General features: G+C 70.7%; 12 protein-coding genes. 7 read left to right on the top strand and 5 right to left on the bottom strand.

Going from position 1 to position 14,275, the window contains the following annotated elements; all coding sequences use genetic code 11:
• Positions 1–7 precede the first annotated feature (7 nt).
• Both OG741_RS05655 and OG741_RS05650 read left to right on the top strand, forming a co-directional pair.
• Entirely contained in the window at positions 8–1,417 is a 1,410-nt protein-coding gene (locus OG741_RS05655) for an acyl-CoA synthetase (protein ID WP_405595718.1), read from the top strand.
• On the top strand, positions 1,410–2,777 hold the full coding sequence (locus tag OG741_RS05650; protein ID WP_405595717.1) for a carboxyl transferase domain-containing protein: 1,368 nt from the start codon (positions 1,410–1,412) through the stop codon (positions 2,775–2,777). Before OG741_RS05655 ends, OG741_RS05650 begins: the two co-directional genes overlap by 8 nt.
• A gap of 54 nt (positions 2,778–2,831) precedes the next feature.
• On the opposite strand, the gene OG741_RS05645 is transcribed toward OG741_RS05650, so the two are convergent.
• Together OG741_RS05645 and OG741_RS05640 are read right to left on the bottom strand one after the other, a co-directional pair.
• Complete coding sequence (locus OG741_RS05645; protein ID WP_405595716.1) at positions 2,832–3,620, bottom strand: TIGR03943 family putative permease subunit; 789 nt, start codon at positions 3,618–3,620, stop codon at positions 2,832–2,834.
• Positions 3,617–4,657: a permease gene (locus OG741_RS05640; protein WP_405595715.1), complete on the bottom strand. Its 1,041-nt coding sequence runs from the start codon at positions 4,655–4,657 to the stop codon at positions 3,617–3,619. Before OG741_RS05640 ends, OG741_RS05645 begins: the two co-directional genes overlap by 4 nt.
• A gap of 236 nt (positions 4,658–4,893) precedes the next feature.
• Here OG741_RS05640 and OG741_RS05635 point away from each other — a divergent pair, with 236 nt between their 5' ends.
• From OG741_RS05635 to OG741_RS05620, 4 genes are all read left to right on the top strand, one after another.
• Entirely contained in the window at positions 4,894–5,715 is an 822-nt protein-coding gene (locus OG741_RS05635) for an alpha/beta fold hydrolase (RefSeq protein WP_405595714.1), read from the top strand.
• Between the two features lie 375 nt (positions 5,716–6,090).
• On the top strand, positions 6,091–7,047 hold the full coding sequence (locus OG741_RS05630) for a hypothetical protein (protein WP_405595713.1): 957 nt from the start codon (positions 6,091–6,093) through the stop codon (positions 7,045–7,047).
• 71 nt (positions 7,048–7,118) lie between these two features.
• A complete protein-coding gene (locus tag OG741_RS05625; RefSeq protein ID WP_266487848.1) occupies positions 7,119–8,657 on the top strand; it encodes an amino acid permease in 1,539 nt (512 codons plus the stop codon).
• A gap of 73 nt (positions 8,658–8,730) precedes the next feature.
• Positions 8,731–9,648, top strand: a complete 918-nt coding sequence (locus OG741_RS05620) for a GNAT family N-acetyltransferase (protein ID WP_405595712.1) — start codon at positions 8,731–8,733, stop codon at positions 9,646–9,648.
• 195 nt (positions 9,649–9,843) lie between these two features.
• Here OG741_RS05620 and OG741_RS05615 read toward each other — a convergent pair whose 3' ends face one another.
• The gene (locus tag OG741_RS05615) at positions 9,844–11,094 is read right to left on the bottom strand and encodes a DUF6777 domain-containing protein (protein ID WP_405595711.1); all 1,251 of its coding nucleotides are present in this window, start codon (positions 11,092–11,094) and stop codon (positions 9,844–9,846) included.
• 214 nt (positions 11,095–11,308) lie between these two features.
• Between OG741_RS05615 and OG741_RS05610 the strand changes: the two genes are divergently transcribed.
• The gene (locus tag OG741_RS05610; RefSeq protein WP_405595710.1) at positions 11,309–12,577 is read left to right on the top strand and encodes a streptophobe family protein; all 1,269 of its coding nucleotides are present in this window, start codon (positions 11,309–11,311) and stop codon (positions 12,575–12,577) included.
• 19 nt (positions 12,578–12,596) lie between these two features.
• On the opposite strand, the gene OG741_RS05605 is transcribed toward OG741_RS05610, so the two are convergent.
• Both OG741_RS05605 and OG741_RS05600 read right to left on the bottom strand, forming a co-directional pair.
• On the bottom strand, positions 12,597–13,616 hold the full coding sequence (locus OG741_RS05605; protein ID WP_405595709.1) for a serine/threonine-protein kinase: 1,020 nt from the start codon (positions 13,614–13,616) through the stop codon (positions 12,597–12,599).
• Positions 13,616–14,269, bottom strand: coding sequence for a hypothetical protein (locus OG741_RS05600; protein ID WP_405595708.1), 654 nt, complete (start codon positions 14,267–14,269; stop codon positions 13,616–13,618). Before OG741_RS05600 ends, OG741_RS05605 begins: the two co-directional genes overlap by 1 nt.
• Between the last annotated feature and the right edge of the window lie 6 nt (positions 14,270–14,275).

Here is a 14,275-nt window from a genome sequence, read left to right as displayed (position 1 = left end):
ACGACGCGTGTCCCCTCTCTTCCCCGCACTCGCCGCGAGGTCTGCGCTGCCGGCTCTCCGCTTCGGCGACCGGTCCCTGACCCATGCCGAACTGGCCGCGGCCGCGGGCTCACTGGCCGCAGGGCTGGCCGGCGCGCGAAGGGTCGCGGTGTGGGCGACGCCCACGCCGGAGACCGCGGTGGGTGTGGTCGCGGCACTGCTCGCGGGCGTGCCCGCCGTACCGCTCAATCCGAAGACCGGCGAGCGTGAACTGGCGCACATCCTCTCCGACAGCGAGCCGTCGCTGGTGCTGGCCGAGCCGGGCGCCGAACTGCCCGCGGCCCTGGGCGCCTTGCCGCGCAGGGACGTGGAGCTCACCGGACCGGAAACACCGCTGCCGCCCGAGCCGTCACCCGAGGCGCCCGCCCTCGTCGTCTACACCTCGGGCACCACCGGACCGCCCAAGGGTGCCGTCCTGCCGCGCCGGGCGATCACCTCGACACTCGACGCGCTGGAGGACGCCTGGCAGTGGACCGCCGACGACGTTCTGGTGCACGGGTTGCCGCTGTTCCATGTCCACGGGCTGATCCTCGGCATCCTGGGGCCGCTGCGCCGCGGCGGCGAGGTGCGGCACCTGGGGCGGTTCAGCACGCAGGGCGTGGCACGCGAACTGGCGTCCGGCGCCACGATGCTCTTCGGCGTACCGACGATGTACCACCGCATCGCCGAGGCACTGCCCGGCGATCCGCAGCTGGTGAAGGCACTGGCCGGGGCCAGGCTGCTGGTCTCCGGATCGGCCGCGTTGCCCGTGCACGACCATGAGCGGATCGCCGCGGCGACCGGCCGCCGGGTCATAGAGCGCTACGGGATGACGGAGACGCTCATGAGCACTTCCGTACGCGCCGACGGCGAGCCGCGCCCGGGGACGGTCGGTGTGCCCCTCAAGGGAGTTGAGTTCCGGCTGGTCGACGAGAGCGACGGCATCGGCGAGATCCAGGTGCGCGGGCCCAACCTCTTCACGCAGTATCTGAACCGGCCCGACGCGACCGAGGCGGCGTTCGACGACGGCTGGTTCCGTACGGGAGACATGGCGAGCCTCGACGCCGACGGCTATGTGCGGATCGTCGGCCGCAAGGCCACCGACCTCATCAAGAGCGGCGGTTACAAGATCGGCGCGGGCGAGATCGAGAACGCGCTGCTCGACCATCCCGGCGTCCGCGAGGCAGCCGTGACGGGCGAGCCCGACGCGGATCTCGGCGAGCGGATCGTCGCCTGGATCGTGCCGGCGGACCCGGCCGAGCCACCCGCCCCCGAAGAGCTGTCCGCGCATGTCGCGGCCCAACTCGCCCCGCACAAGCGCCCGCGCGACGTGCGCTTCCTCGACACCCTGCCCCGCAACGACATGGGCAAGATCATGAAGCGGGCGCTCCATGGCTGAGCGGCTCACGGCACGCGAGGCCATCACCCGGGTGGCCTCCGCCTTCACCGAACTGCCCGCGCCCGACGGCACTTCCGCGCCCGACGGCACTTCCGCGCCCGACGGTCCGATCGCGCCCGATGGTCCGATCGCCTGGCAGGGCTACGACGAGCAGCACGCCCGTGCCGCGCTGCGCACCGGCGAGAACGAGTCGGTGGTCTGTGGCACCGGAACCGTCGGCGAGACCGAAGCGGTGCTGATCTCCTTCGAGTTCGGCTTCCTCGGCGGATCGCTCGGGGAGCGCACCGGCGACCGGCTGGAGGCGGCATACACGCATGCGCGCGAGCGGCGGCTGCCCGTCGTCTCGCTGATCGCAACCGGCGGCAGCCGGATGCAGGAGGGCATGCGCGCGCTGGTCCAACTCCAGCGCGTGGCACGGCAGTCCACGCTCACACGCGCCGCGGGACTGCCCCAGATCGCGGTGGTGCGCGACCCGTCGACGGGCGGCGGCTGGGCCACCCTGGGCGCCGGCGCGGATGTCGTCCTGGCGCTGCCCGGCGCCCAGATCGGCTTCGCGGGCTCGCGGGTACGCCCTGCGGACGCCGACCCGGCTGCCTACACGGCGGAGGCTCAGCTGGCCGCGGGCCATGTCGACGCGGTCGTACGCCAGGAGGAGCTGCGCGAGAAGATGGGCCGCTGGCTGACGCTGCTCACCGCCCCTTCCGACGCACCGGCCCGGCCGCCCCGCGCCCTGGGCCGCGCCGAACTCCCCGCCACCGGCTGGGAAGCCGTCCAGAACGCCCGCTCCGCCGACCGCCCGCGGGCGCCCGCCTACCTCGACGCGTACTTCGAGACACGCGAGACCATCAGCGGCGACCGGTGCGGAGGCGTCGACCCGGGCATACTGTGCGGCTTCGGACTCCGCGAGGGACGGGCCATCGCCTACGCGGCCCAGTGCGGCACCGCGACCCTCCCGGTCGGCTACCGGACCGCGGCCCGGCTGATCCGGCTCGCCGGCCGTCTCGGCGTACCGGTGCTCACCCTGATCGACACGCCGGGCGCCGCCAATGACGCCGCGGCGGAACACGCGGGAGCGGGACCCGCGATCGCGGACGTCTTCGCCGCCGTGGCCGCCGCCCGTGTGCCGGTCACCACGCTCGTGATCGGCGAGGGCGGATCGGGCGGGGCGCTTGCGCTCGCCTCACCCGGCAACACCTGGGCCACGCCGGACAGTTACTTCTCCGTCATCGCACCGGAGCTGGCCGCGGCGATCCTCAAACGCGGGCCGGATCAGGCGCGCGCGACCGCCGAACAACTCCGGCTGCGCCCGCAGGACTTGGTGGACCTGGGCATCGCCCGGGGCATCGTTCCCACGGACTGACTGTCTGGAAACAAGCGCCGTGCTCCGGCACGCTCGCGGGGCTGATCGCGCGGCTCAGGAGTCGATCGCGGGAGCCCGGTCCAGGTAGGGGCTGGGAGGCTGCGGGATCCTCCGCAGGGAGGTGACGTCCAGGGCGAGAGCCGCGGAAGGGGTCCCGAGAGTGCCCTCGCGATGCCAGGTGCCGGTGACCTTCACCCAGGTGTCGGCGGGCGGCGCCTGCACGCCGTGCATCGTGACCGTCAGGGACTGGGAGTCGGCGGCGCAGCAGGCCACCAGCAGCCGGGTGAGATCCCAGGTGCCGTTCTTGCCCGGTGTGACAAAGCCCGACAGGAGCACGGTGCGGTCCTTGAGGGCCTGGTGGTCGTCCTGCTGCGCCCGGGCGATGAACTCCGTCAGCGAGAGAGGCGCGGGGCCGTGCGCCGGCAGCGGTTCGAAGCGGTCGTAGTCCTCGACGACCTTGGCGTTGTCGCGTGCGGCCGTGTACGAGCCGAGTGCGGGGGGCGCGTAGAACAGCAGGGCGAGCGCGGGCAGGAGCAGCAGCCACGCGATGCGGGGACCGTGCGAGTGATCATGTCCGTGCTCGTGATCGTGCCCGTGAACCTGCTCCTGAACCTGCTCCTGCCCGTGCTCATGGCCGGCTCCGTCCTTGGCGGGTCCGTCCCTTCCGGGTCTGTCGCGCACCGCGCCGATCAGGCCGAGCGCCATCAGGCAGACACCCGAGGCGATCACGTACGGCTGCAGTCCCGCCTTGACGTACCGCAGGACGATGTCGCTGAAGAGGGAGACCCGCAGCACTCCGGCCCCGGTGAGCAGGAGCAGTCCTGCCTGGAGGGTGCGCTTCACAGCAGCCACCACCCGGTCAGCGCGCTGCACACGACGGCGGTGATCGCCGTGGCCGTCGAGAAGCGTACGGCGAAGGCCCGGCCGAAGGTCCCCACCTGCAGGGCGATCAGCTTGAGGTCGACCATCGGGCCGACCACCATGAACGCCAGCCGTGCCGTGGGGGAGAAGCCGGTCAGCGAGGCGGCCACAAAGGCGTCCGCCTCCGAGCAGACCGCCAGGACCACGGCCAGGCCCGCGAGGAACAGCACCGACATCCAGGCCGAGCCGGAGAAGGTCTCGAGCACCGAGCGCGGCACGGTGACATTGAAGGTGGCGGCAGCCATCGCGCCGAACACCAGGAACCCTCCGGCGTGCAGGAAGTCGTGCTGGAAGCCCAGCCGGAACTCGTCCCAGCGGCTGTGGCCGCTCTGATGCCCGGTGTGCCGGGACGGCATCCGCAGCCACTCGGAGCGGCCGAGTCTGAGCCACAGCCAGCCCATGGTCGCGGACGTGGCCAGCGAGGCGATCAGCCGCGCGACGACCATCTGCGGACTGCCGGGGAAGGCCACGGCAGTCGCCGCGAGCACGACCGGGTTGACCGCGGGTGCGGACAGGAGAAACGCGAATGCGGCGGCCGGTGTGACACCGCGTCGGATCAGGCTGCCTGCGACCGGCACCGAGGCGCACTCGCAGCCGGGCAGTACGACGCCCGCCGCGCTCGCCACCGGCACCGCCAGCGCGGGGTTGCGCGGCAGGATCCGGCTGAAGGCATGAGCGGGGACGAACGCGTTGACGGCGCCGGAGATCAGGGTGCCCAGCAGGAGGAACGGCAGCGCCTGTACGGCGATGGCCACGCAGATCGTCTGCCAGGCCCGGAAGCCGGGCTGCGTGAGCCACTGGTCGGCGCCGAGCAGTCGGCCGAGCGCCACGAGGAGAAACAGCGAGACCGCTCCGGCGACGACTACAGAGGGCACCAGGCGGTCAGGCGCGGTCCTGGGGTTTGGCGCGACGGCCTGCCCGCTCAGCGGCCGGTCCGCCAGTTCTTCCGTATTGGGCACAACTGCTCCGGTTGTCGGTGACAGGGCATCACGATAGCCAGGCGATCGGTGCGTCCTGCATACGTTGAAACGCAAACATATGACCGATACCAGGTGTCTCCGCCCCAGTACGCGTTCGCGAGCGCCGTGAGCGACGATGAGGTGAAGGAGCCCTCAACCCGTGGGCGGAGGCCCAGGTCGCCAATACCGCTCTCACCTGCGTACGCCGCTTCGTCCGAGCGAGAGGACAGCAGCTCATGAGCAGCTTTACGACCACCGACGGCACCGAGATCTATTACAAGGACTGGGGCAGCGGGCAGCCTGTCGTCTTCAGCCACGGCTGGCCGCTCAACGCCGACGCCTGGGACGGACAGTTGCGGCTGGTCGCCGAGAACGGCTTCCGCGCCGTCGCTCACGACCGGCGCGGTCACGGCCGCTCCGGCCAGCCCTGGCAGGGCAACGACATGGACACGTACGCCGATGATCTCGCCCAGCTGATCGAGTCCCTCAATCTCAACGAGGTCATCCTGGTCGGGCACTCGACCGGCGGCGGCGAAGTGGCCCGCTACATCGGCAGACACGGCACGGCCCGCGTGGCCAAGGCCGTACTCCTCGGCGCCGTACCTCCGCTGATGCTGAAGACCGACGCCAATCCGGAAGGTCTGCCCATCGACGTCTTCGACGGCATCCGGGCGGGAGTCGAGGGCGACCGGTCGCAGTTCTACAAGGACCTCAGCGAGAGCTTCTACGGGGCGAACCGGCCCGGCTCGTCCGTCTCCCAGGGCACGCGGGACGCGTTCTGGCTGCAGAGCATGCAGTGTGGGCTGAAGGCCGCGTACGACTGCGTCGCCCAGTTCTCGGAGACCGACTTCACCGAGGATCTGAAGCGGATCGACGTCCCCACCCTCGTCGCCCACGGCGACGACGACCAGATCGTGCCCATCGTCGCTGCGGCCCACAAGTCCGTACAGCTCGTCAAGGACGCGACGCTCAAGGTCTACCCCGGTGCGCCGCACGGTCTGACCGGCGACTACGAGCAGGCCTTCAACGCCGATCTGCTCGACTTCATCCGGGCGTAGTCGTCGGCGCCGCCTCCAATGGCAGGGCACCGAGGGCTGGAGGACTGGACCACTGATGGACATCGTTGTCAAGGGGGTATGCACGGGCGCTTCGGGGCGTCGGGCGGGGCGCCGGGATTCCGCCCCGGAGATCTCGCGGAGAAGTGCATATGCCATACGGATGTCCCGCGAGTTGGGGGTGTAAAAGAGACTGCGGTCCGGTTAGTGCAATCCTGAATGAGTTGGCGGTGGATCATCCGGACTGCTGTTTTCGATATGACTTGTTGGTGAGTAGGGTGTGCTCGCTGCCGTGGATCAATGGAAGGGATCCGGCTAATTCTGCGTGGCCGGAATCTGTGCATGGGTGGTGTCGTCTGCAGGAGCGGGGAGGGGTTCATGGCTGCTGGCTCGTTCGAGGGGCAGTATGTCTGGCATCCGGCTGCCGATGACCGCCAGTTGGCTCAGGCCTGTATCGATGTGAAGGCCGGCCGGTACCTGAGCGCGCACGAAGCCCTCCTGGACGCGCGCCACGATTTCGAAGTGCGGGCCCATCGCTCCCTGGTGCTGGCGTCCGAGGCGGCGGACTCCGATCTTGCCGAGCGGTGGCTGGACGAGGAGCCGGGCCCGGAAGCGGCCCTGCTGTGGGCGCGCGTGGCGATGCTCCGGGCGTTACGGATGGCCGATGCCCATGACCGACGGGCGGGAACGCTCGTGGGGATAGCGCAGGCGGCAAGCGAACGGGCGGCGCAGATGCTGCCGCAGGACCCCACTCCGTGGGTTGCCCAACTGGCCCTGTCCCGCCTCAGGCGCCCCCGGGATCCGGCCCCCAACGGCTTGCTGACCGCGCCGCCGGGACCCTGGCAGTTATTCGCCCACATCCTCCGGCTGGACCCCTGGCACCGCGAGGCGCACCACCGATTTCTTGCCTTCTTCTTCACCCGCCACGGCGGCACGGCGAGTGCGCGCTGGGACGTCGCCTCCTTCCTCAGCCACCGGGCCCCCGCCTCCTCCGCGTTGAGGCTGCTGCCGCTGGTCGCCCTCGTCGAGGACTACGACGCCTCGGCCCTGCTGGCCGACCGCACCTGGGAACAGCCCCAGTGGCTGGCCGCTGCGACGGGCAGCTACAACAACTGGTTCCCCCGGGTTGCCGACTACCGCTTCACTCCCGTACTCGACCTCTCGTATCTGGCCCACGCGCTCTACATGGCGAAGCGCGAATTCGAGGCCCGGGAGGTGCTCACGGCGATGGGACCCTATGCCTCGCGTATGCCGTGGAGTGCATTCGGTGCCCCGGCGGACCAGTTGACCCGAGCGAGACGCTCCTGCGGGCTCCCCATTCCCAGTGCGGCCTGATATTGCCGCACGAGTTGTCCCCTCAATGAAGCCGATCAGTTCTCTCACCCCCAATGAGAAAGGCTGCGATTGTGTCCGAGCGTACGTCTGTCCTTCGCTCGAAATACCGTCAGGATGCGGAGTCGGTCACCCTCGACGACGACGCGACACTGCACGCCATGGGCTACCCCAGGAAACTCACCCGCAGATTCCGGGCGTTCGACAATTTCGCCATCTCCTTCACCATCATCAACATCATCTCCGGGATCTTCTCGGCCTTCGGCTTCGGCATGGGCGCGGGCGGGCCCCGGATCCTTGTCTTCGGCTGGATCGGCGTGTCGGTCATGGTGCTGTTCGTCGGCGCGGCGATGGGTGAAATCGCCTCCGCCTACCCGACGAGCGGCGCGCTGTACTTCTCCGCGGGCAAGCTCGCCAAGCGCCACCGCGGAGCCTGGTCCTGGTACACGGGCTGGCTGAACTTCGTGGGCCAGGTGGGCGGCACCGCCGCGACCGGTTACGCCGCGGCCACCTTCATCCAGGCCTTCATAGTCATGCAGTGGCCGGGCTACGACGTCACGGCGCAGCGCACGGTGCTCATCACGGCGGTGATCCTGGTCCTCCAGGCGCTGGCCAACACGTACACGGTGCAACTGGTCGCCGCCCTCAACCGGATCTCCGTGTGGTGGCTGCTGGTCGGCATGGTGGTGATCGTCGTCGCCCTGACCGTGAAACCGGCGCACCATCAGTCGGCCTCGTTCGTCACCCATTTCGCGAACAACACTGGTTTCACCAATGGCATCTACGCCGCAATGCTGGGTCTGCTCGTGACCAGCTGGACCTTCACCGGTTTCGACGGCAGTTTCCACATGTCCGAGGAGACCGTGAAGGCGACGGTCAACACGCCCAAGGGCATCATGCGGGCGATCTCCTACTCCGCGGGCGCCGGGCTGATCCTCATGCTCGCTCTGGTGTACGCGATCCAGGATTACGCGGCCGAAGCGAGCGCCGCGGCGCCCCCGGTGCAGATTCTCATCGATGCGCTCGGCATGGGCACGGCGAAGCTGCTTCTGCTGATCGTGATCGGCGCCATGCTCTTCTGCGGGCTCGCCAACATGACCAGCAATACACGCCAGATCTTCGCCTTCTCGCGCGACGGGGCGATGCCCGGCTCCCGTTGGTGGCATTCGGTGTCCCTGCGGACCCGTACGCCGGTCAATGCGGTGTGGCTCGCCGCGGCCTGCTCCATGGCGCTGATCATTCCCGCCTGGTGGTCCCACACGGCCTTCACCGCCATTGTGAGCGTCAATGTCGTCGGGCTCTATCTCGCCTACGGAGTGCCGATCTTCCTGCGGCTGCGGCTCGACGACTTCCAGCCGGGACCGTGGAACCTGGGCCGTTGGGGCAAGCCGGTGGGCGTGATCGCGGTGACCTGGATCGTCTTCAGCAGCGTGCTGTTCATGCTGCCCCAGGTCTCTCCGATCACCGGAACGACGTTCAACTACGCGCCGATCGCACTGGGAGTGGTGCTGTTCATCGCCACGGTGTGGTGGTTCGCCACCGCCCGCCGCCGCTTCCAGGGGCCGGTCAGCTACGGCAGCCCCGACGAAGTGGCCGCCATGGACCTGATCTGAGCCCCCGGCACAACCACCCCGAGGCCGCGCACGGCGGCCGCACCCGCCATCATCTGAAGGGACGAAAGAACGTATGAACCCCCTCGGCGAAGCCCCCCAGTCACCTGCCGCCGTCGAGCGCGCCGCCGGGAGCACTCCCGGCGGCGCGGGCGGACTCACCGTCACCGCAGCCTCGTTGGAGGACTGGCACCAGGTGGCGGGGTGGGCCGCCGAGGAGGGATGGAATCCCGGCCGCGGCGACGTGGCCTGTTTCCACCCCACCGATCCCGCGGGCTTCTTCATCGGCCGCCTGGGCGGCCGCACGCTGTCCGCCGTCTCGATCGTCAACTACTCGGAGCAGTACGCCTTCCTCGGCTACTACCTCGTCCACCCCGACCACCGTCGGCAGGGCCTCGGCCTGGCGACCTGGCGGGCCGCCTTCCCGCACGCCGGGACCCGCACCGTCGGACTGGACGCGGTCCCCGAGCAGCAACCCACCTACATGCGCGCAGGGTTCAAGTCCGCCAACGACACCCTCCGCTACGGCGGCCGCCCCGAGCGGTCCGCAGCCCCGGCGCCGGATGTCGTGCCCGTCACCGCGGCCCATGCCGACGCGATCGCGGCGTACGACCGGCAGTGCTTCCCCGCCGACCGGCGGGCCTTCGTCGCGCGCTGGCTCACCGCTGCGGGACATGTCGCCTACGCCCGCCTGCGCGAGGGACACATCAGCGGCTACGGAGTGATCCGCCCGGCCCGCGACGGCCATCGCATCGGGCCGCTGTTCGCCGACACGCCCGAGGACGCCGAAGCTCTCTTCGACGCCCTCACCGCGCATCTCGGGCCCGAGGACGAGGTCTCCATCGACATCCCCGAACCCCAGCACGCCGCTGGTGCCCTGGCCACGGCGCGCGGTCTCGAAGCGCGCTCGCACACGGTGCGCATGTACAGCGGGCCGGTCCCCGAGATCCGGGCGGAGCGCACCTTCGGCGTCACGACGCTCGAACTCGGGTAGCGGCGCCGGGCGGTCGCCCTAGGCCGTGTTTTAGAACTCCCGCCTGGCCCGCGACGCCTGGCACGCGCACTCGCTGCGTTGTCGGAGTCATCCAAGTACGTCCAGTACGAGGATGATCCTCCGCCTTGCGATTGCACGCACCAGACGCCGCGAGCCCCGCCCTACGGGCGGACGGCGCTAGTTCTAAAACACGGCCTAGCTCACAGGCGGGGACGAGGAGGCCGCGTCGGGCTGCGAGGCCGATGAGCCGCTGGGCGACTCAGGGGCCGACGAGCCCGACTCCGGTTGTTCCGACGACGGCGGCTCCGACGAAGGCGAGGAGGACGAGGGGGACTCGGGCGACGGGGGCTTCGAGGAAGGCGACGTCGGGGGGCAGGGGCTGCTCGACCCGGGCGAGGGCTCAGCCGGGGGCGGGCAGGGCGACGACACGCCCGCCGACGGCGAGGACGTGTTCGGGGACGGCGACGTGGGCGGCCGGGTCACGGGCGGCGGGACCTTCTTGTCGTGGCGTCCGTGCTGGTCACCGGACTTCCGCACGAACCAGTCCCCCTGGTTCGGGTCGAAGACGACAAAGACGTTGATCACGGTGACGGAGGGCTGAACCTGCACCACCTTCGTGGTCTGGAAGCCGGACCACGTGGGGCCCGTCAGCCGGGCGTCGCCCTGCACCTTTTTCGGCTCCAGCAGCGGATTGCCGCATGCGCAGCGCACGCGCGGAACGCCGTGGTCGTCGACGAGGACGGCCGTACCCGCCTGCAGCACCGACTGATACGTGGTGGGGCCGCCGTCCTTGTAGCCGTGGTTGGTGACCCGGGTGTCGTAGCTGAGCCGAAGGGGTGTCAGCGAGCGCAGATAGCCGGGCACCTGGCCGGGGCTGATGCCCAGGACGGAGGCGAACGCGCTGTTCTTGGCCGGAGCCGCGGAGAGATATCCGATCTGTTTCTCCACGTTGCAACTGGCCACCTGCCGTGTTCCGCCGTACACGCCGGCATCCGAGCCGCTCAGCTTTCCCGCCGGCGGGGCGGGCTGGTCCGTGGGAGGGGGCTCCTTGTCCGTCGACGGGGGCGTGTACGGATCATCGCCCGCCGCGTTGACGGGGTCTCTGACGATCTCCCCGGCTGCGGCCGTGCCGCCTCCTCCGGGGCGCGTCAGGACCAGGGTCAGAGCCACGACGGCGACCAGCGCGGCGGCGATCGTCGCGATTCTGGGGACCGACCGCCACCAGGGGCGTTCGGGCTCCCCGCCCGGGCCCTGTGTCTGCCCGCCTCCTCCGGGACCGCCCGGTCCACCGCCGCCTCCGGAGCCGCCCGGTCCGCCGCCGCCACCACCGGTCGGGGGTCCCGGGGGAGTGCCGGGCGGAGGCGTCGGGGTCTGCTGCGTCGGGCCCGAGAGGGGGCCGGACGGGGGTCCTGTGGGGCGGTCGGACGACGGCGGTTGGGCGCTCACGGGCCCTTCCTTCCAGCGTAGGAACATCCGGCGCAGGAGTGCGTCAGCGCCGGAACTCGGCACAGCGATGCCAGTGAATGCTGGCAAAAACAAAAAATGCCCAATATCACGCATACCGAGCCCATTGTGTGCTCCATACCTGGACGGCCCGCAAGCCGACGCGGTCGGCCCACCACAGCGGGCGCGGCGCCGCAGCCCTGCATAGCGTGGCAGCGTGAGCTTCCAGGAGACCGGCCGCCGGAGCCGTACGACGCGTGCCTCCCCCGGCTGGGGCGACGCCCTGGTGGCGGTGCTCGCAGGGGTGATCGCCCTCTTCGCCACCGCCGCACTCGGCCTGTGGGCCGCCGGTGCCGCCGACCTCCCCGGGAATGCCTTCGGGAGCGTCGCCGCGGCCGTGGTCGTCATGGCCGTCGGCGGCTCCGTGGAACTCTCGGGCGACGCCGGATTCATCGCCGACACCCAGGCCGACCTCGATGTGCTGCCACTGTCGGTCACCCTCGCCGGAGCCCTCGTCATCGCCGCCGGTTTTCTGCGGCCGCTGCGCAACCGTGCCGTCGCCGGGACCCGCGAACTCGTCGGCTGGGCGGCCCGCTTGGCGGTGCTGTGGGCGCTGGCGCTCATCGGCCTCGCGGCCCTGGCCCGCCACACCTTCGACATCCCGCTCGGGGAAGGAACCATCGGCGACATCGGCGACCTGCTGGACGCCTCCCCCCAGGTCGGCTTCCGCGCCGACATCCCGCTCACGCTCGTCCTCGGCCTGGTCTGGCTCGCGGGCCTCCTCGTCCTCGCCCTGCTCGTGTCGCGCAAAGCACCGCTCCCCACCCGACTGGTGCGCTTCCAGGAGTCGGTGCGCCCGGCCGCCTTCGCCATGGTCGTGCTGCTGCTCGCCTACGTCGTCGTAGGAGTGGTCATCGGACTCGTCGTCGCGGCGACCCGGGGGCACGCCGCCGAGACCTTCGCCGTGATCCTGCTCGGACTGCCCAACCTCGTCTGGCTCGCCCTCACTCTCGGTCTCGGCGCCTCGTGGGAGGGACGGGTCGAGGGACCCTTCGGGCTGCCCATGCCGCAGGTGCTCGACTCGGTTCTGCGTACGCCCGAGGACTCCACACTCAATGTCGGCTCGCTCGCCGACTACGACGAGCGGGCGTGGTGGCTCGTCGTCGTGGCCGCGGTCCTGGTGCTGGGTGCCGCGTTCGTGATGGCCGTGCGCTCACCTGCCCGGATGCGGGCCTGGCAGCACGCCGTTCACATGGCCGTGGGGCTGACCCTCACGGTGCTGACCATCTGCCTCGTCGTTCCGGTCAACGCTCGCTACGGCCTGTCCCTGCTGGGCATCGGCGACCTCGACGGCGGCCTGAGCGGAGTGGTGACGCTGAAGCCGCAGCTGTGGGCCGCGCTCGGCCTGGCCGTCCTGTGGGGACTGGTCACCGGCTTCCTCGGCAGTCTGCTCGCCTCCCGCGTGCACCGCAGGGGCGAGGTCTGATCCGCCGGCCGGACAGCCGTCACAGACCGGGCCCGAGCCCGGGGAACACCGGCCTCGCCCAGCGCGGCGGCAGCGGCGGCGGCCCGGGTTCCTGAACCGGCTTGGCCACGCGGACATCCACCTGCGTCGGCGGATGGCCGCCACCCGCATCCCGTACCGTGCCCGCGAGGCGCAGCGCGGACACGAACGCGAGGCAGCTGTCGTAGCGCTCGTCGGGCGACTTGGCGAGAGCCCGCGCCAGTACGCCGTCGACCGCGGCCGGGAGATCGGGGCGCCGTTCGGTCAGCGGCGGCGGGGGATCGTACTGATGGGCCCACAACAGCGCCATGTCGTCGTCCCGCTGGAAGGGCGGGGCCCCCGCCATCATCTCGTAGACGACACAGGCCAGGCTGTACACGTCGCACCGGCCGTCCACCGGGCGGCCCGAGATCTGCTCCGGGGCCACATAGTCGAGGGTCCCGACGAACTGGCCGACCGTGGTGAACCCGGTCAGCGACAGCGACTTCTTCGTCAGCCCGAAGTCGGTGAGGTAGACGTGCTCGGGGTGGTCGCTGTCCGTGCCCGCCGCGACCAGGATGTTGCCCGGTTTGACGTCCCGGTGCACCAGATCGTGGTCGTGCGCGGCGTCGAGCGCGGATGCCACCTGCGCGGCGATCCGGCCGGCCGCACGTACCGAGAGCGGCCCCTTGCGGTCCAGGAGGGCCCGCAGATCCTGTCCGGCGACAAAGCGCATGGCGATGTAGAGAATGCCGTCGGTCTCACCGGCCTCGAAGACCGGCACGATGTGCGGGTGGTCGATGGCGGCGGCGACCCGTGACTCGTGCGTGAAACGCTTGCGGAAGGTGTCGTTGCGGGCGAGTTCGGGGGCGAGCAGCTTCAGCGCGACGGTGCGGTCGAGCCGCAGATCCTTGGCGCGGTAGACGACCGCCATGCCGCCGCGGCCGATCTCGCTCTCGACGAGATAACCCGCGATCTGCTTCCCGAGCAGCTCCGAGGGCCTTCCGGTGGGCAGGCCGTCGTCACGCGGGGCACCGGTCATCAGGGCTCACCGGGCCACGTGGGCGGATGGGCGGGGGAGTCCCCGACGGGTGGCAACGGACGGGTCTCCTCCGCCCTGCCCGGCTCGGGCGCGACCTCGCCCGGGCCGACCACTCGCGTCGCTTCCGCCGGTGCCGCGGTACCGGTCCCCGACGGTGATGTCCCGGCCGCGGGCCCCGACGGCGTGGCGTAGGTCCGAAGCCGTGTCCCGTCGCAGTAGACCCACCGCTCGTGCTCGGCGTCGTACAGCCAGACCGACTCACCCTCTACGACCATGCCCACGCGCAGCCCCCGCGTCCGGCGGTGGAAGGTCTCGCCGTCCGTCCGCCCGGCCGCCAGGTCCTCCGCCGCGCTGCGGTACTGGCCCAAGGTCTCCTCGACGCGTGCCATCAGCGGCCGCGGATCCGCCGTACGGGCCATCGGCCGTCCGGCAGCCGGGGGTTCCTGCGGTACGGAGACCAGCAGCCGGCCATCCACCCACGCCGACCAGCCGTTCGCGCACAGGATCTGCCCCCAGTCACCGCGCCGCTCCAGCAGTTGTACCGGCAGCAGCGGGTCCAGCGGCTCGGTCGGCCGGGACCCGTCCGGGGCCTCCCAGGCGGGCAGGCCGTCCCGGGGGACGACATGTGTCGGGCGGAAGTCCTCGATCGTCATCGGTGA

This window comes from Streptomyces sp. NBC_01410, from assembly GCF_045040195.1.
Taxonomy (GTDB): Bacteria; Actinomycetota; Actinomycetes; order Streptomycetales; family Streptomycetaceae; genus Streptomyces.
This window is presented reverse-complemented; position numbering and strand designations above follow the sequence as displayed.